Annotated in this window: 17 protein-coding genes and 2 tRNA genes; 3 read left to right on the plus strand and 16 right to left on the minus strand. The window is 70.5% G+C overall.

What is annotated here, in order from left to right:
* Positions 1–266 precede the first annotated feature (266 nt).
* Together EDD92_RS16820 and EDD92_RS16825 are read left to right on the plus strand one after the other, a co-directional pair.
* The gene (locus EDD92_RS16820) at positions 267–1,634 is read left to right on the plus strand and encodes a cytochrome b/b6 domain-containing protein (protein ID WP_185124044.1); all 1,368 of its coding nucleotides are present in this window, start codon (positions 267–269) and stop codon (positions 1,632–1,634) included.
* The gene (locus EDD92_RS16825; protein ID WP_123965088.1) at positions 1,631–3,244 is read left to right on the plus strand and encodes an NADH-quinone oxidoreductase subunit NuoF family protein; all 1,614 of its coding nucleotides are present in this window, start codon (positions 1,631–1,633) and stop codon (positions 3,242–3,244) included. Before EDD92_RS16820 ends, EDD92_RS16825 begins: the two co-directional genes overlap by 4 nt.
* 114 nt (positions 3,245–3,358) lie before the next feature.
* On the opposite strand, the gene EDD92_RS16830 is transcribed toward EDD92_RS16825, so the two are convergent.
* The 10 genes from EDD92_RS16830 to EDD92_RS49850 form a co-directional block, all read right to left on the minus strand.
* Positions 3,359–3,431: transfer RNA gene (locus EDD92_RS16830), tRNA-Ala, on the minus strand.
* Positions 3,432–3,536: 105 nt separating this feature from the next.
* Positions 3,537–3,770, minus strand: coding sequence for a hypothetical protein (locus EDD92_RS16835; RefSeq protein WP_003976229.1), 234 nt, complete (start codon positions 3,768–3,770; stop codon positions 3,537–3,539).
* 3 nt (positions 3,771–3,773) lie between these two features.
* Entirely contained in the window at positions 3,774–3,947 is a 174-nt protein-coding gene (locus EDD92_RS16840; RefSeq protein WP_107057459.1) for a hypothetical protein, read from the minus strand.
* 207 nt (positions 3,948–4,154) lie between these two features.
* A tRNA-Ala gene (locus tag EDD92_RS16845) sits at positions 4,155–4,227 on the minus strand.
* Positions 4,228–4,341: 114 nt separating this feature from the next.
* Entirely contained in the window at positions 4,342–5,013 is a 672-nt protein-coding gene (locus EDD92_RS16850) for a histidine phosphatase family protein (RefSeq protein ID WP_123965089.1), read from the minus strand.
* Entirely contained in the window at positions 5,013–5,456 is a 444-nt protein-coding gene (gene rsfS, locus EDD92_RS16855; protein WP_123965090.1) for a ribosome silencing factor, read from the minus strand. The genes EDD92_RS16850 and rsfS overlap by 1 nt, the downstream gene beginning before the upstream one ends.
* A gap of 99 nt (positions 5,457–5,555) precedes the next feature.
* A complete protein-coding gene (locus EDD92_RS16860; RefSeq protein WP_123965091.1) occupies positions 5,556–7,268 on the minus strand; it encodes an LCP family protein in 1,713 nt (570 codons plus the stop codon).
* A gap of 16 nt (positions 7,269–7,284) precedes the next feature.
* Complete coding sequence (nadD, locus tag EDD92_RS16865; RefSeq protein ID WP_123965092.1) at positions 7,285–7,971, minus strand: nicotinate-nucleotide adenylyltransferase; 687 nt, start codon at positions 7,969–7,971, stop codon at positions 7,285–7,287.
* Positions 7,972–8,050: 79 nt separating this feature from the next.
* A complete protein-coding gene (locus tag EDD92_RS49845; RefSeq protein WP_006376185.1) occupies positions 8,051–8,215 on the minus strand; it encodes a hypothetical protein in 165 nt (54 codons plus the stop codon).
* A gap of 144 nt (positions 8,216–8,359) precedes the next feature.
* Positions 8,360–8,521 (minus strand): hypothetical protein, encoded by a 162-nt coding sequence (locus EDD92_RS49850; RefSeq protein WP_185124045.1) that lies wholly within the window; start codon positions 8,519–8,521, stop codon positions 8,360–8,362.
* A 126-nt stretch (positions 8,522–8,647) separates the two neighbouring features.
* Here EDD92_RS49850 and EDD92_RS16870 point away from each other — a divergent pair, with 126 nt between their 5' ends.
* Positions 8,648–9,763 carry a M48 family metallopeptidase gene (locus EDD92_RS16870; protein WP_123970423.1) on the plus strand — a complete coding sequence of 372 codons (1,116 nt, stop codon included), beginning with the start codon at positions 8,648–8,650 and terminating at the stop codon, positions 9,761–9,763.
* Positions 9,764–9,809: 46 nt separating this feature from the next.
* On the opposite strand, the gene EDD92_RS16875 is transcribed toward EDD92_RS16870, so the two are convergent.
* From EDD92_RS16875 to EDD92_RS16900, 6 genes are all read right to left on the minus strand, one after another.
* Complete coding sequence (locus EDD92_RS16875) at positions 9,810–10,883, minus strand: hypothetical protein (protein ID WP_123965093.1); 1,074 nt, start codon at positions 10,881–10,883, stop codon at positions 9,810–9,812.
* A 112-nt stretch (positions 10,884–10,995) separates the two neighbouring features.
* The gene (locus tag EDD92_RS16880; protein ID WP_123965094.1) at positions 10,996–11,562 is read right to left on the minus strand and encodes a hypothetical protein; all 567 of its coding nucleotides are present in this window, start codon (positions 11,560–11,562) and stop codon (positions 10,996–10,998) included.
* Positions 11,563–11,667: 105 nt separating this feature from the next.
* Complete coding sequence (locus tag EDD92_RS16885; protein WP_030934266.1) at positions 11,668–12,954, minus strand: glutamate-5-semialdehyde dehydrogenase; 1,287 nt, start codon at positions 12,952–12,954, stop codon at positions 11,668–11,670.
* A 149-nt stretch (positions 12,955–13,103) separates the two neighbouring features.
* Positions 13,104–13,556 carry a hypothetical protein gene (locus tag EDD92_RS16890; RefSeq protein WP_123970424.1) on the minus strand — a complete coding sequence of 151 codons (453 nt, stop codon included), beginning with the start codon at positions 13,554–13,556 and terminating at the stop codon, positions 13,104–13,106.
* A gap of 1,141 nt (positions 13,557–14,697) precedes the next feature.
* Positions 14,698–15,804 carry a glutamate 5-kinase gene (gene proB / locus EDD92_RS16895; protein WP_123965095.1) on the minus strand — a complete coding sequence of 369 codons (1,107 nt, stop codon included), beginning with the start codon at positions 15,802–15,804 and terminating at the stop codon, positions 14,698–14,700.
* Between the two features lie 195 nt (positions 15,805–15,999).
* Positions 16,000–17,238, minus strand: a complete 1,239-nt coding sequence (locus EDD92_RS16900; RefSeq protein ID WP_123965096.1) for a glycosyltransferase family 2 protein — start codon at positions 17,236–17,238, stop codon at positions 16,000–16,002.
* Positions 17,239–17,391: the final 153 nt, after the last annotated feature.

Here is a 17,391-nt window from a genome sequence, read left to right on the forward strand (position 1 = left end):
ACAGCACGCATGGCGTTAGGGTACCGCAGCACTTGAGCACGATGCGACGCGCTTCCGTATGGCTCCTTGGCACCACTGTCCTCACCCGACAAAAGCTGGACCAAGGTCAAAAGTTACTTCGCGTAACACCCATTACCGGGACATCGCAACGAGCACGTTGTCCTTAGATAACAACGCAATAACTCAAACCTCGTACCGATCGGTATGGAGCCACTTAGAGTTCGGCAGCGGGACCGCCTTCCCGGAACTGCTTCGGAGTTGCCCCCATGAACCCTCGTCGTAGTAACACCTCGCTCCCCAAACCGGGCCGGTCGGCCTATGGGGTGGCGTCGGCTGTCGTACTGCTGCTCATACCCGTCGTCGTGCTCCTCGGAGGCGGCTGGCTGCAACAGTTCCTGAACTTCGGTGCGGGCGTCCTCTCGCTCGTCTGCCTCACCTGCTCGGTGATCTGGGGACTGGTGGCCCAGGACCGGCTCATCCTGAACACCCGCCAGCGGATCCTGGCCCAGGGCATCCACCGCGTGACGGCCGTCGGCTCGATCGCGTTCCTGCTGGTGCACATCACCGTCAAGCTGGCACTGGACCACACGGTGCTGATCGCCGCGCTGATCCCCTTCAGCCTCGGCGTCAAGGGCAGCGCGGGCCTCATCGGCCTCGGCTCGCTGGCCGGACTGCTCATGATCTTCGTGGGCATCACCGGCGCCCTGCGCAACCAGTTCGCCTCCCCGGCGCCGGTCGCGGCGCGCTGGCGCGCCATGCACGCGCTGGCTTACCCGGCCTGGTGCTCGGCGCTGGTCCACGGCCTGTTCGCGGGCCGCGCGGCGAAGCCGTTCTTCATGATCTCCTACGAGCTGTGCCTGGTCGCGGTGGCCGGCGCGCTCGCCCTGCGGGCGGCCCCGCGCCCCTTCAAGCGCAAGGTCGCGGACCGGCTGGCCGCGCTCCTGGGCAACGAGCCGGGCTCGGCCCGCGCCGAGGAGCTCGAAGCGAGCCGCGCACGGGTCGGCGAGACCTCCTCCGCACTGCCGGGCTACGAGAACGCGCGGGCGCCGAAGCCGTCCCGCGCCGACACGACGACGACGCCCGCGGCGCCCTTCTACGACGCTCCCGCCGCCCGCACCATGACCCCGGAGCCAGCGGGCGGCTTCGCGGCCGCCTACCGCGCCGTCACGCCCCAGCAGCGTGGCCAGCAGCAGTATGGGGCCGACCAGACCGCCCGCATGGACCTGCCCATGGACATGCAGCCCACGGAGTCGATCCCGCGCATGGAGGGCGGCGGCAGTACTTCCGGCAGCTGGCCCGTCCCCACGCCCCCGCCGGTCGGCGAGGCGCCCCCGTCGGCGTACGACCCGATGCAGGACACCGGATACAACATCCCGGCCTATGGCAGTCCGGGCACAGGCGGGGACCCGATGCAGGACACCGGATACAACATCCCGGCCTATGGCAATCCGGGCGCCGCCGGGTACGGCGGAAGTGACATGTACGACACCGGTGAGACGAACACCCTCTACGGCACGTACAACCCGAACGACACGTACAACAGCGGTCCCGCCAGTGAACCAACGCCCGGTGCCTCGTTCGATGCACCGGGTTCGGGCGAACCTTGGAACACGCCTTCCGGAGGCTATAGGTGAACGAGGCCCTGCCCGACGTCCCAGAAGTCCGCGTGGTCGGACTTCCGCAGCTCACGTCTGGCTTCGACCTTGTCGAAAGACTCGATCTGCCCATGCACCTCAAGGTGCACGGCCCGCTCGAACCGTTGGGCGGCGAGCAGCTCGCGAAGCTCGCCGAGAACATCAACCTGAAGGGCCGCGGCGGCGCGGGCTTCCCCTTCCACAAGAAGCTGCGCTCGGTCGCCGAAGCGGCGATCAAGCGCGGTGTACGGCCGGTCGTCGTCGTCAACGGAAGCGAGGACGAGCCGGCCTGCCGCAAGGACACGGTGCTGATCAACCGTGCCCCGCACCTCATCCTGGACGGCGCTCTGCTGGTCGCGGAGGCGCTGGGTGCCCGCACGCTCGTGGTGGGGGTCACCCGTGAGTCGACACAGCGCTCGATGGAGGCCGCGCTCGCCGAACGCGGCCTGAGCAACGGCCGCCGATCGGTTCTACGCGCGCGCGTGCAGCGCAACCCCATCCGCATGGTGACCGGAGCGGCGGCCTCGCTGATCCGCTCCATCGACGGCGGCCCGGCGATCCCGCCCGGCCGCAAGGTCAGCGCATCCCAGAACGGCGTCGGCGGTGCACCGACCCTGCTGTCGAACGCCGAGACCTTCGCCCAGCTGGCGATCGCCGCCCGCATCGGCCCGGAGCGCTACGGCAACACCGGTCTGTACGACGAGCCGGGCACCGTCATGCTGACCGTCTCCGGCGCGGTAGCCCGCCCCATGGTGATCGAGGTCCCCACGGGCGTCCCGCTGCGCTACGTCCTCCAGCTCGCCGGCGCCCCGCCGGTCCCCCAGGGCGTGCTGACGGGCGGCTACCACGGCAAGTGGATCGACGCGGCGACGGTCAACGAGGCGATCGTCTCCCGCAACTCCCTGGACGCGGTGGGTGGTGCACTCGGCGCCGGCGCGATCCTGCCGATCAGTCAGGAGACCTGCCCGCTGGGCGAGTCACTGCGCGTGGCGCAGTGGCTGGCCGAGGAGAGCGCGGGCCAGTGCGGCCCCTGCTACCTCGGTCTGCCGGCCGCCGCGCGCGGTATGGCCGACATCCTGGGCGGCGGCGGCCCGGCCGCCCTGGAGGCGCTCAAGCAGGTCGCCAAGAACGTGAAGCGGCGCGGCGCGTGCTCGCACCCGGACGGCTCCGCGATGTTCCTGGAGTCGACCATCAAGGCGTTCACCGACGACCTGGCCGCGCACGTCCTCGGAAACGGCTGCGGACGGCCCGTGGAGGGCGTTCTGCCGCTCTTCGAGGGCGGCCAGATGCCCACGGGCATCCCGGGCGGCTCAGAGCCCGTGGAGAACGGTCCCGCCCGTCAGAAGATCTACGTCGACTGGACCCTGTGCCGCGGCCACGGTCTGTGCGCGGACATCCTCCCGGAGGTCTTCGAACTCGGCGCCGACGGCTTCCCGACCGTCGCCCAGGCGCAGGTGCCGCGCTACGCGGAGGCCAAGGCCCTGCGCGCGGTGCGCCGTTGCCCGGCGCTCGCCCTGCGCATCGAGGAGGAGACACCCCGGGACCGGGCGCCCTCCCGCAACCTGCCGGTGCTGTCGCAGGGCCGCGGGCGGCGCGCGCTGGGCCGCTGAGCCGACGTCAGGAGGGGGGCCGCCCGCACCACCGGACGGCCCCCCTCCCGTTCAACTGCCCCCGAAAACACGAAGATCCCGCCGGATCGAAATGATCTGGCGGGATCTTGATTGTGGAGCTAAGGAGAATTGAACTCCTGACCTCCTGCATGCCATGCAGGCGCTCTACCAACTGAGCTATAGCCCCTTGCTTGGTCCTCCGGGGTTTCCCCCGGCGGCGACGCCAACATTACACGGTCCACCGGGTGGAACACCAAATCGTTTCCGTCGGCCCCGGGCAGGGCCGACGGCGTCAAGCGGTGACGAAGGAGTAGAACCGCTTGAGCGTGCAGTGCTCCTCCAGGAGGCGGCCGTAGATCGGCTCGCCCTCCAGCTCGCGGTACGTCTCGATCGGGTCGCCCTTTATGATCAGCGCCCGCGCGCATTCCTCGCACCAGTACTGGTAGTCGGGGTTGACCGGCTCCATGTCGCGGACGATCGGCGTACCGCTGCCGCACCAGTCGCACTTTCGCCTGTGTGCACCCATCGATCAGCTCCAGCTGTGGCCGCAGGCCGTGCACACGTAGGAGATTCCGCCGTTGTCACCGAGGACTTGGGCGACATGGACGGAACCGCAGGAAGGGCAGCTCAGACGGGTGACCGTGTCCCGTGTCGACGCCGCTTCGAGGAGGTGGCCGACCTCCTCGAGGATGCTCGCAGGCATCACTGCTCCCTCCCGTCGGGCCGCGCCCCCTTCCGGCCGTTTGATTCTGCCACGGCCGGACCAATACGGTCAGCGACGCCTCAGTACCAGTCCGGACACGGCGCCTCCGCAGAGGTATACGCCTCCGCGGCCGAAGTGACTCAAGCCGGTGCCGGAACACGAAAAAACCCGTCCCCTGTGGGGACGGGATCTTCGTCGACCGATCTGTGGAGCTAAGGAGAATTGAACTCCTGACCTCCTGCATGCCATGCAGGCGCTCTACCAACTGAGCTATAGCCCCTCGCCATGCGGCGGAGCCGCACGTTGTCGCGTCCCGCTCGGCGGGGCGAACGAGTAGAACTCTAGCCTGCGACCTGCCGGAAAGTGAAATCCGGGTGTGCGGACCGCCGGGGCGTCAGTCGTCGTCGCCGAGCACCGGCTCCGGGAGCGTGCCGGCGTTGTGCTCCAGCAGGCGCCAGCCGCGGGCGCCCTCGCCCAGGACGGACCAGCAGCAGTTGGAGAGACCGCCCAGACTCTCCCAGTGGCGGGCCTCCAGGCCCAGGAGGCGTCCGATGGTGGTGCGGATCGTCCCGCCGTGGCTGACCACGACGAGCGTGCCGTCGTCGGGGAGCTTCTCGGCGTGCCTCAGCACCACGGGGGCGGCGCGCTCGGCCACCTCGGTCTCCAGTTCGCCGCCGCCCCGTCGGACCGGCTCACCGCGCTTCCACGCGGCGTACTCGTCGCCGTAGCGCTCGATGATCTCCTGGTGCGTCAGCCCCTGCCAGACGCCCGCGTAGGTCTCGCGCAGGCCCTCGTCGTGGGTGACGTCCAGGCCGGTGAGCACGGCGAGCTCGGCCGCGGTGTGCGCGGCGCGCTGGAGGTCGGAGGCGACGATCGCGTCGGGCTTGAGGGAGACGAGCAGCCGCGCAGCGCGGCGGGCCTGGGCGAGGCCCGCCTCGGTGAGTGCGACGTCCGTGGTGCCCTGGAAGCGGCGCTCCACGTTCCAGGAGGTCTGGCCGTGGCGCCACAGGATGACGCGGCGGCCGCGGCCTGCCCGGCCGGCGGACACCTCACCGGTGGCGCTCATCACCACTCACCGCCCAGGTCGGCCGCCTCCTCGGCAGCCTGCAGCTTGGCGTGCTCCTCGGCCTTGCCGCGGGTGGCCTTCGCGTCGGCGGGCAGCTCCAGCTCGGGGCAGTCCTTCCACAGCCGCTCCAGGGCGTAGAAGACACGCTCCTCGCTGTGCTGGACGTGGACGACGATGTCGACGTAGTCGAGCAGGACCCAGCGGGCCTCGCGGTCGCCCTCGCGGCGCACCGGCTTGGCGCCGAGCTCCTTCTGGAGCCGCTCCTCGATCTCGTCGACGATCGACTTGACCTGGCGGTCGTTGGGTGCGGAGGCCAGCAGGAAGGCGTCCGTGATCGACAGGACGTCGCTGACGTCGTAGGCGATGATGTCGTGCGCGAGCTTGTCGGCGGCCGCCTGAGCGGCGGTGTGGATGAGCTCGATGGAGCGGTCAGTCGCGGTCACTACGAGGCTTTCGGTCGGCGGTCACTTGACACCAAGGGTCTCACGGACCGCCGACAGCACCCCACGTGATTGGCGGATCACGTGGGGCGGCCCGGTCGGCTAGGACGACGACGGCTTGTAGTTCTGGCCGAGGATCACGGAGACGTTCGCGTTGCCGGTGACCTTGCCCTTGGTGACCGAGGCGGCGGGGAGGCCCAGGGTCTTGGCGACCTCGGCGGCGTTCTCCTTGTCGGCGGCGTCGGTGTAGACGACCTTGGACGTGGCCGACGAGGCCGAGGCGGTGCCGCCCTCCAGGAAGGTGAAGCCGCCGTTGAGAAGGACGACGCGGGCCTTCTCTGTGTTGTCCTTCACACCGCTGGCGTTCTGCACGGAGACCCGGACCGCGGCGCCCTGGTCGGGGCTCTTCGCGGTGCCACCGAGGACGTCCTTGACGACACTGGCACTGGCCTGCTCGCTCAGCGTGCCGTCGTTCTGGACGGGCAGCAGGGCGGTCTTGTAGTCGCCGCCCTTGGCGAGGTCGGCGAGCTTGGCGAGGAAGGTGCCGAGGTCCTTGTCGGTCAGGGAGGGGTCCAGGATCTGCGCCAGCGTCTGCACGGTGGTGGTCGCCACCGTCGGGTCGGAGGACAGCTTGCGCAGCGTGGCCTGCATGACCTGGCCGAACCGCTCCAGCTGGGCGTTCTGGGCCTCGCCGGAGGCACGGTAGGTGGCGTAGGCGACGGCCATCTTGCCGCTGAGGGTCTGGTCCTTGCCCTTGTGGACGAGGGGCGCGCTGCCCTTCTTGGTCGCGTCCGGGTCGGGTACGTCGGCGTTGGTGTCGACGTCGATGTCGCCGATGAGGTCGACCAGGTTCTGCAGGTAGGGGGTGTCCAGCCGCCAGGTGCCCTCGATGTTGGTTCCGAGCACCGTGTCGAGGGCGTCGCGGGTGCCGGAGGAGCCGTCGCCCTCGACCGACTTGGCGAGGGTGGAGGTGTTGCCGTCGTCGTCCGTCAGGGCAAGTGAGTTGGGCAGCAGGACGGTGGTGCCCTGCTTGGTGGTGGTGTTGTCGACGAGCAGCGCCGTGGAGGTGCCGCCCTTCTTGGTGTTGTGCAGGTGGACCACGATCACGTCGCGGTTCTGGGCGCCCGCGGCCGTCGCGGTGCCGCCCTTCTTGGAGTCGGGCGACGACAGGCCCGGCAGCTTCCCTGCGTACCAGAGGTAGCCGACGCCGCCGACCGCGACCAGCGCCAGGACCACGACGAGGGCGATCATGCGGCTGCGGGCGCGGCGCTTGGCCTCCTCGCGGCGCTCGGTGCGGTTCTCGGTGAAGTTCAGCCAGTCGATGACGTCTTCGGACTCGGCGTCGGGGTCCTCGACGAAAGCGAACTGCTCGGTGCGGTAGTCCCGGTCGGGCCGGGGCGGCGCCTTCTCGCTCTGGGCCGGCTCCGCCGGGCCGGCCTGCTGCGGAATGTAGGCGGTCTGCTCGGCGACGACCCGGGGTTGCTGACCACTGGCCGCGGCCTGCCCGTAGGGGTCGTACGGCGCCCCGGGCGCACCGCTGTGGTGCGAACCGGTGCCGTAGGGGTCGTAGGAGGGCACGGGCGGCTGCTGGCCCGTGCCGTAGGGGTCGTACTGCTGGGGGACCGGCTGCTGGCTGCCGGTGGCGTAGGGGTCGTACCCGTAGCCCTGCTGCTGCGTGTACGGGTCGTACGGCTGCTGGGGAGCCTGCTGAGGCGTGGTCTGCCGGTAGACGGGCCGGCCGTACTCGTCGTAGCCGACGAGTTCGTACTGGTCCTCGTGGTCGCCGCCGTAGCCCGCGTCGTATCGGTCGTTCACCGGTGCCCCTCTCGGCTCACTCGCCGCGGTACAGCTCGCGCTTGTCGATGTAGCGCACGACTCCGTCCGGCACCATGTACCAGATGGGGTCTCCCTTGACGACTCTCGCACGGCAGTCGGTGGAGGAGATGGCCAGTGCGGGAACCTCCACGAGAGAGACACCGCCCTCCGGGAGACCGTGGTCGGTCAGGTGGTGGCCGGGGCGGGTGACCCCGATGAAGTGCGCGAGGGAGAACAGTTCCTCGCTGTCGCGCCAGGTCAGCAGCTGGGCGAGGGCGTCGGCGCCGGTGATGAAGAACAGGTCCGTGTCGGGGTTGAGCGCACGCAGGTCGCGCAGGGTGTCGACCGTGTAGGTGGGGCCGCCGCGGTCGATGTCGATACGGCTCACCGAGAACTGCGGGTTCTCGGCGGTCGCGATGACCGTCATCAGATAGCGGTCCTCGGCCGGGGAGACATGGCGGTGGGACTTCTGCCAGGGCTGTCCGGTCGGGACGAACACCACCTCGTCCAGGTGGAACTGCGCGGCGACCTCACTGGCCGCCACGAGGTGCCCGTGGTGGATCGGGTCGAACGTTCCGCCCATGACGCCCAGGCGGCGCTTGCCCGGGTTCGACGGCCCGTTGCCGAGGCCGCTCGTCGGGCGGGGTTCCGTGCCGATCGCCGCGTCCTTCGCCGGACCGGTAGGCATGTCCTGCTCTCCCATGCGTGCAGACCCTACCGGCCCGGCCTGAGGGCACCGGCCCGAGGATGCCCGGAGTGCCCGGCTATGGGCACCGGGTGCCTCAGCGGTCGCGGTTGAAACGGGTGGTGATCCACAGCAGGAGCAGCAGGATGAACAGGGCTCCGCCGCCGGTGACGTAGGGGCTGAGGCTCTCGTGGTTGCCGCCGTGCTCCTCGCCCTCTGCGGCGAGGGTGACCAACTGGGCTGCGGCGCTGTGGAAGCTCATCTCGGCAGGACCTATCCGATGAGGGTCCCCCCGCTCGAGCGAAGTCGAGAGTGGGGGAGGGCGGGATAAAGATGTCGGCCCATCGTAAGCGGGGGCCTGCGCGGCGATCACCCCGACTCCGCTGTCGGGAACCCCGGGCGGTCGTCAGTCGTCCTTCTGCTTGTAGCCCCGCAACAGGAACCACCCGGTCAGCGCACAACCCGCCATCATCACGATGAGTACGACCCGGAGCAGATTCCCCGGCCCTTGGTGCTGGGCGGCGCTCGTGGCCTCGGCGAGCCAGGCGGCTGCGGGGGTGTGCTCCATGGCTGATGGACTCCTTCGGTGTAGTGCCCGTCCACGGTAACTCCGCCTAGGCTGGGGCTCGCTTCGGGGGCGCAAAGGGCCGCACAAGGGTCCGCAAAGGGCCACTACACGCACATGGGGGAGAACATGTCCGACGACGGCCACCACGAGCACAACGGACACGAGAACGTACCGAGCAGGCAGCGCAGGCGCTTCCCGGGGATCTCCTCGCGTGCGTACGAACACCCGGCGGACCGCTCCGCGCTGGTGGCGCTGCGCAAGCTGAGCGGCTTCGACACGGTCTTCAAGGCGCTCAGCGGGCTGCTGCCCGAGCGCAGCCTCAGGCTGCTGTTCCTGTCCGACTCGGTGCGCGTCTCGGACCAGCAGTTCGCGCACCTCAACGACATGCTGCGGGACGCCTGTTACATCCTGGACCTGGAGAAGGTCCCGCCGATGTACGTCAACCAGGACCCGCAGCCGAACGCGATGTGCATCGGCCTGGATCAGCCGATCATCGTCGTCACCACCGGGCTCGTCGAGCTGCTCGACGAGGAGGAGATGCGGGCGGTCGTCGGCCACGAGGTGGGCCACGCCCTGTCCGGGCACGCGGTGTACCGCACGATCCTGCTGTTCCTGACCAACCTGGCGGTCCGGGTCGCCTGGATCCCGCTGGGCACGATCGCGATCATGGCGATCGTGACGGCGCTGCGCGAGTGGTTCCGCAAGTCGGAGCTGTCCGCCGACCGGGCGGGACTGCTGGCCGGCCAGGATCTGCAGGCCTCGATGCGCGGCCTGATGAAGATCGCGGGCGGCAACCATCTGCACGAGATGAACGTGGACGCGTTCCTCAAGCAGGCCGAGGAGTACGAGGAGGGCGGCGACCTGCGCGACTCCGTGCTGAAGATCCTTAACCTGCTGCCGCGGTCCCACCCGTTCACCACCATCCGGGCGGCCGAGCTGAAGAAGTGGTCCGAGTCCCGGGACTACCAGCGGATCATGGACGGCCACTACCCGCGGCGCAGCGAGGACAAGGACACCTCGGTCTCGGACTCGTTCCGGGAGTCCGCGGCGAGCTACGCCAGCAATGTGAAGAGCTCCAAGGACCCGCTGATGAAGCTGGTCAGCGACATCGCCGGCGGGGCCGGGGGCATCGGCGGGCGGGTGCGGCGCGGGTTCGACGGCTTCACGAGCTCGGCTCCCTCGCAGGAGCAGCCGCCGCGGGACGAGCCGCCCACGGACACGCCGCCGCGGGACGAGGGCTGACCCGACGGTTCGAGGCCGGCGGGGACGGCGACGCCCCGCCGGTCGCTCACACCTTGGGCTGCGCGCTCGTCGCCAGCGAGCCGCAGAGGGCCGTGGCGCCGCCCGTGGCGTAGGGGTCGGTGCCTGCGGGGCCGCCCGCCTTGGCCGTCTGTCCGGCCAGCAGCGGGTGGAAGTGGTTCGTGGAGTCCTCGGCGCAGGACAGGGGGCCGGCCTGGACGTAGGAGATGACCAGCTGGGCCTGGTGCAGGCGCAGGTCGTCGCGGTCGAAGCGGAAGTGCAGCTCGCGCCGGACGGTGAACAGGGAGGCCTGGGCCTTGGCGTCGGCGCCGGTCGGCTTCAGCGCGTACACGAAGGTGTGGTCGGCGGTGACCTCGAGGGTGGCGGAGTCGGTCTCGGCGGCCTGCAGTGTGCCCTGGACCCGGATCCTGCGGTCGGCGAGCTGGGCGCGGGTCTGGTCGAAGCGAACCAGCCATCCGGTGGGCTGATGCCGGCCGTCGGCCGTCGGGTGCTCGAAACTCTGGTCGAACTGGTCGAGTTGGCTGCCGTCGAGCAGGACGCGTGCGGCGCGGACGTCCTGGCTGCTGAGCACCTCGGGGTAGAGCGAGGAACGGACTATGTAGTCCTTGGCGGTGGTCAGGGCGGCCACCACCTGGCTGTCCGAGAAGTGCGCGGTGCGGCGTGCGGCGGGCAGCGGTATGCCCTCGGCGCCGACGCGGAACTGCGCGGCGGGACTGTGCGCGTACAGGTACTCGGGATCGGCCGCGCCCGGCACCTTGCCCTGTGGGGAGAGCGGTATGACGGTCATCCGCAGGGGCTCGACGGGCTGCCGGGCGGCGGGGCTCTGGTAGGGGTGCCGTACACCCATGTAGACAGCGGTGCCGAAGGCCACCGCTATCAGCAGGACCAGGACCAGCGCCTGCCGGGACAGGCCTCTGCGCAGCGGCGGGCGGCGGCGCACGGCGGGCGTGTGGTCGGCCATGCGCTCCTGCGCGGAGAACTCCTGGAGGCGGGCAGCGCGGACGAACGACTCGTCGAAGACGACGGATCGGTATTCATCCTCTCCTCCACCGCTGGGGGCGCCGTCGGGTGTCCCCTCAGGTGGGTCTCCAGGCCCTCCCATATATTCAGGGTAGGTCTCCGGAAGGCCCGGTAAACGCCCTGGTACACGACAAGTTCTGACAGGTTCTCACCAGCTTCGAAAGTGAGCGCGAAGGGGGCGTTCGCGCCGCCGCTCAGGGGGTCGGCGGGATGACCGAGAGCGCCGGCTGGGAGTTGTCGGCGGAGGCGGAGGGCGGCGCCGCGCTGCCCTGTTCCAGGCCGGTCGAGGCGGGCGGCGGCACCTGGTCCCGGCTGCCCGAGGAGGCGCCGCGGTAGACCGCGGTGAAGGCCAGCGCGACCATGCCTATGCCCATCACGAGGGCGAGCATCCAGGCGACGGGGCGGTGCCAGCGGACCTGCTTGCCGTACCCCCTCGGGGTGCCGTAGCGGCCTTCCAGGATGTCGGTGTCGTCCGGGTCGTCGAGCTCGGGATCATGGCCGAAACCGGAGGGTTCGTATCCCTCCTCGTACCGCTCGCCCCTGCCGTGGGCCCGGCGCGCTTCCGCCTCGGAGGCCTCCGCTCTCGCCTGGGCGGCGGCAAGGAGGCGTTCGACGGCGGTCGGCTCGTGCACCACGGCCGCCCGTACGAAGGCCTCGTCGAAGACCACGGAGGCGAACTCTTCGTCCGACACCCCGCGGTCGTGGTCGTCGTCGGGCTCCCAGCCGTCAGGGAACGGCGTGCCCCCCACGTCCTCCGGCACGGGATCCAGAGTAGACCTGGGGGGTCAATTTGGGCAGACGGTATGGAAATTCATCCGCCTTGTGAGACACCTCTCGTGCGCACACCCGCCCGGGAGGGCGCGGCCTCAGCGCCGGATGTGCCCGTCGCCGGTGACGATGTACTTCGTGCTCGTCAGCTCCGGCAGCCCCATCGGGCCGCGCGCGTGCAGCTTCTGCGTGGAGATGCCGATCTCCGCACCGAAACCGAACTGGCCGCCGTCGGTGAAGCGGGTGGAGGCGTTCACGGCGACGGTGGTGGAGTCGACGAGCTGGGTGAAGCGGCGGGCGGCCTGCTGGGAGGTCGTCACGATCGCCTCGGTGTGACCGGAGGTCCACAGCCGGATGTGCTCGACGGCCTTGTCCAGGGAGTCGACGACGGCGGCGGCGATGTCGTAGGAGAGGTACTCGGTGTCCCAGTCCTCCGGCGTCGCCTCGACGACGGTCGCCTTGGAGTCCTTGGCGTACGCCAGCACGCGCGGGTCGGCGTGCACTGTCACGCCGGCCTCGGCGAGGGCGTCCAGGGCGCGCGGCAGGAACTCGGGGGCGATGTCCTGGTGGACGAGGAGGGTCTCGGCGGCGTTGCACACGCTGACCCGCTGGGCCTTGGAGTTGATCAGGATGTCGATCGCCATGTCGAGGTCGGCGTGGGCGTCGACGTAGACGTGGCAGTTGCCGGTGCCGGTCTCGATGACCGGGACGATGGACTCCGAGACGACGGTCTGGATGAGCGAGGCGCCGCCCCGGGGAATCAGCACGTCGACGAGACCCCGGGCCCTCATCAGCTCGCGCACGCTCTCACGGCCCTCTCCGGGTACGAGCTGTACGGCGTCGGCGGGCAGTCCGGCGCCGCCGACGGCGTCCCGGATGACCCGGACGAGGGCGGTGTTCGACTCGTAGGCGGAGGCCGAGCCGCGCAGCAGGACCGCGTTGCCGGACTTCAGGCAGAGGGCCGCGGCGTCGACGGTGACGTTCGGGCGGGCCTCGTAGATGATGCCGACGACTCCGAGCGGGACGCGGACCTGGCGCAGGTCGATGCCGTTCGGGAGGGTCGAGCCGCGGACGACCTCGCCGACCGGGTCGGGCAGGGCGACGACGTCACGCACGTCCGAGGCGATGGCACGCACCCGCTCCGGGGTGAGCGTCAGCCGGTCGATGATGGCCTCGCTGGTGCCGGCCTCACGGGCCTTGGCGATGTCCTTGGCGTTGGCCTCGACGATCTCGCTCGTACGGACCTCCAGGGCGTCCGCGATGGCGGCCAGCGCGTCGTCCTTGACCGCGCGCGGCAGCGGGGCGAGGTCGGCGGCGGCGGCCTTGGCGCGGTAGGCGGCCCGGTTGACCGGGGACATGGAGTCGTACGGCGAAAGCGTGGTCATGAGGGAAGGGTAGTGCGCCGGACGGGCCCGTCCACCGCGCATTCCAAACCCCGAGACGCGCCCTTTTGCGCCTAAACCGGCGCCGCTCTCGCGGATGTGGTTGCTCGCCGTGAGGGTTTCTCAATTACTGGTTACGGTCCGTGGTGGGATCAATAGGGGTGCACGCCGACCGGTGTCGCGGGCAGTGGGCCGTACCCCTCCGCGATGCGCTGGTGGTAGGTCTCGCGGTCGATGACCTCCAGGCCGACGATCTCCCAGGGCGGCAGCTTGGCGGTCTGGCGGTGCTCGCCCCACAGGCGCAGGGCGACGGCGGCCGCGTCGTGCAGGTCGCGGGCCTCCTCCCAGTAGCGGATCTCCGCGTGGTCGCCCGCGTACCGGCTGGTCAGCAGAAAGGGGTGGTCGTGGGCGAGCTGCTCGAGGCCGCGCCGCACCTCCTGCAGGGGGGCCTCCTCGCCGGAGACGCTGAGGGTGACATGCCACAGGCGCGGCAGGTCGGCTGGCTCCTCGTACCGGTCGCCGGCCGCGACGCTGGTCAGGGCGCGCTCCTCGCCGGCCGCGCGGGAGGGGGCGCCGTCGCGGGACGCCGCCGCCCCAGGGCGCACTCGTCTCACGACGGCCTCCTTCACGCAGTGATCGACTGGCGGACGTGCGGAATGTATCCCTGAGACAAAGTTGAGCAGGCCGCAAGGGCTCGTGGGGCGGTTTTGCGGAACGTCCACCTCAGGACGGGCCGATTTTCAGGGCGTTCCCCCTGTTTTCGGCCGGGCGGGGTCGGGGGGGTGTCTCGGCGGGAGACATTCGGCCGGGGGTCAGGGGTCCCGTGGGGGACGGAGCCGGCCGGGGGCCGGGGGTGCCTCTTGAGGCTGCGGAGTCGGCCGGGGCCGGGGTGTCCCCAGGGGGGAGGCAGTTGGCCGGGGCCGGGGGGTGCCGCCGGAGGGAAGGCAGTCGGCCGGAAGCCTGAGGGCATCCCCCGGAGGCAACGCAGCCAGCCAGAAGCCTGAGGGCATCCCCCGGAGGCAACGCAGCCAGCCAGAAGCCTGAGGGCATCCCCCGGAGGCAACGCAGCCAGCCAGAAGCCTGAGGGCATCCCCCGGAGGCAACGCAGCCAGCCAGAAGCCTGAGGGCATCCCCCGGAGGCAACGCAGCCAGCCGGGGGTCAGGGGTCCCGTGGGGGACGGAGCCGGCCGGGGGCCGGGGGCGGCCGCTCGAGGGCTGCGGAGTCGGCCGGGGGCCGGTGGTGTCCCCTGGGGGAAGACAGTAGGCCGGGGCCCCCGGGGGGGTGGCCCGGAGGGAACGCAGTCGGCCGGAAGCCGGAGGACGTCCCCTGGAGGCAACGCAGTCGGCCGGGCGAGGGGTGTCCCCCTGGGGGAACGCAGCCGCCCGAGAGCCGGAGGGCATCCCCCGGAGACGCAGTCGGCCGAGAGCCGGAGGGCGTCCCCGGAGGCAATGCAGTCAGCCGGGAGCCGCAGGGCGTCTTCCGGGAGAAAGCAGCGTCCGGTGCCCGGGACTGTCCCCCGGAGAAAGCAGCAGCCGACAGCCCCGACGCCCTCCCCCGGAAGAAACAACGACCAGCAGCCCCACGCCCTCCCCGGGAGAAAACACCGACCAACAGCCCCCGCTCCCCCCCAACGCCCTATCCAGAGAAACCGCCAACCAGCAGCCCCGACGCCCTCCCCCCGGGGAGAACGCAGGAGCCGGGGTCCCGAGGGTCGCCCCCAAGTGGATGCAGCCGCCTGGAGTGCGTCAGGGATGCAGGAGCACCAGGTCGTCGCGGTGGATGACCTCGCGCTCGTAGGCCGGGCCCAGTTCGCGGGCCAGTTCCCGGGTGGAGCGGCCCAGCAGTTGGGGGATCTCCTTGGCGTCGAAGTTCACGAGGCCGCGGGCCACCGCGCGGCCCTCGGCGTCCCGCAGCTCGACCGGGTCCCCGGCGACGAACTCGCCCTCCACGGCGGCGATCCCGGCCGGCAGCAGCGACTTGCGCCGCTCGACGACCGCCCGCACCGCCCCGTCGTCCAGCGTGAGGGAGCCCTGCGGGGTGGACGCGTGCTGCAACCACAGCAGCCGGTCGGCGGAGCGCTTGCCGGCGGGGTGGAAGTAGGTGCCGGTGTCACCACCGTGCAGAGCCTCGGCGGCGTGGATCGCGCTGGTCAGGACGACGGGGATGCCGGCGGCGGCCGCGATCCCGGCCGCCTCGACCTTGGTGACCATGCCGCCGGTGCCGACGCCGGCCTTGCCCGCGCTGCCGATCTCGACGTGCGCGAGGTCCTCGGGCCCGCGTACCTCGGCTATCCGCGAGGTGCCGGGCTTGCTCGGATCGCCGTCGTACACGCCGTCGACGTCGGACAGCAGCACCAGCAGGTCGGCGTGGACCAGGTGGGCGACGAGGGCGGCCAGGCGGTCGTTGTCGCCGAACCGGATCTCGTCGGTGGCGACGGTGTCGTTCTCGTTGACGATCGGGAACGCGCCCATCGCGAGCAGTTTGTCGAGGGTGCGGGAGGCGTTGCGGTGGTGGGCGCGACGGCTCATGTCGTCGGAGGTGAGCAACACCTGGCCGACCCGGACGCCGTAGCGGGCGAAGGAGGCGGTGTAGCGGGCGACGAGGAGGCCCTGGCCGACGCTGGCCGCGGCCTGCTGACGCGCGAGGTCCCTGGGGCGGCGGCGCAGGCCCAGCGGTGCGAGCCCCGCGGCGATGGCGCCTGAGGAGACCAGGACGATCTCCTTCTCCCCGCCGCTGCGGCTCTTGGCGAGGACGTCGACGAGCGCGTCGACCCGGTCGGCGTCCAGACCGCCGGATGCGGTGGTCAGCGATGAGGAACCCACCTTGACGACGATCCTGCGGGCCTCGCTCACGGCCTGCCTTGCCCCTGCCACCTTGTTCTTCCGTCCCCTCGCACGCTCAGGCTCCCCCGCCCGGCAATCTACGCGAAGGGGACCGGGTCCCGCGCGCCGGTCCAGTCCCCGGACGGGCAGCACGGCTCACTTGGTCAAGCGATGCGCAGTGAACAAACGGCCGAGAGTCCGACCGGCCGACAGTCCGCCCGGCCGTCAGGCCGCCGCGGCAGTCCCGCCCGGGGTGCGTGTCCCGCCCGCGCCCGCCCGCGCCTTCAGCACCCGGCGCGCCTTCCGTACCGCCCGCTTCAGAACCGAACCGATGGAGTGTTCGCGGTAGCCGGGGCAGGCGCGGGCCTCGCGGGGCGCGGCGAGGTAGACGGAGTCGGGTATGGCGGCCTTCGCGTCGCGGAAGTGCGGGTAGGCCAGGTAGACCTCCCGGCCCTTCTTCTCCAGCAGGGCCGCCGCCTGCTTCTTCGCCTTCACGAACTCCACGACGGGGACGAGGAGTTCGGGCTGCTGCTCGGCGACCAGGTGCAGCCGCAGCCGCTCCTCGACCTTGAGGCGGCCTGCGACGCCCTCGCTCCAGAACTCCTCCATCAGCGGCTTCGCCAGCTCGAACTTGTGCCGCCGTACCTTTTCGCTGTCCGTGAGGTATTTCGGACCGAACTGCGGCAGCAGGGTGATCAGGAAGGGGCGCACCAGGAGCATGTCGCGCTTGTCCCCGGCGGGGACGAGTTCGGCGATCAGGTTCATCAGGGCGCGCGCGGAGTCGAAGCGCAGGGTGTAGCCCCCGCTCTTCGTGACGTGCTTGCCGTCCTCGCGGCCCACCAGGTAGTAGCAGGTGTGGTCGGCGAGCACGGAGACGCCGTTCGCCCGCAGATACGCCTCCATCGTGAACAGCGCGTCCTCGCCGGTCCACAGGGACTCGTCGAAGCGCATGCCGTGCCGCTCCAGGAGCTCACGGCGGAACAGCTTCTGCGCGCTCAGCGTGAACTTGATGTTGGAGGAGTAGACGTCGGTGCGGTCGAGGGTCTTGCCCCACATCGACTGCGGCGGCTTGCGGTTGATGCCCTCGACGCGGCCGAGGACCACGTCCGTGCCGTTGCGGTCGGCCATCGCGACCATCCGCTCCAGGGCCTGAGGGCCGAGCCGGTCGTCGGCGTCGAGGAAGAAGACATAGCGACCGGTGGCCTTGCCCAGGCCGACGTTGCGCGGGCCGCTGGGGCCCCCGGAGTTGTCCTGCCGGATCACCGTGACCGACATCGCCACGCGGGCCGCGAACTCCTCCAGGTACTCCCCCGACCCGTCGGTGGAGCCGTCGTCCACCGCGATGACCTCGATGCGCTCCGGGTCGATGGTCTGTGCCTCGACGGACGCCAGGCACTCGACCAGATACGGCATCGCTTCGTACGCCCCGATGACGACGCTCACATCAGGCTGCGTAACGGTCACTATTTCCCCCTCGTCAACGGGATATTTCCCCCGTATCGCCTCATTCGCTACCTGAAAAGACGGTCGACCCGGGCAAGCGGTTGCCCTATGACCGGGTTTTCGTGGCTCAGTTCACATGGCGAACGGACAGGTACGGACACATGAACGTACGTA

This window comes from Streptomyces sp. TLI_185, assembly GCF_003814765.1.
GTDB lineage: Bacteria > Actinomycetota > Actinomycetes > Streptomycetales > Streptomycetaceae > Streptomyces.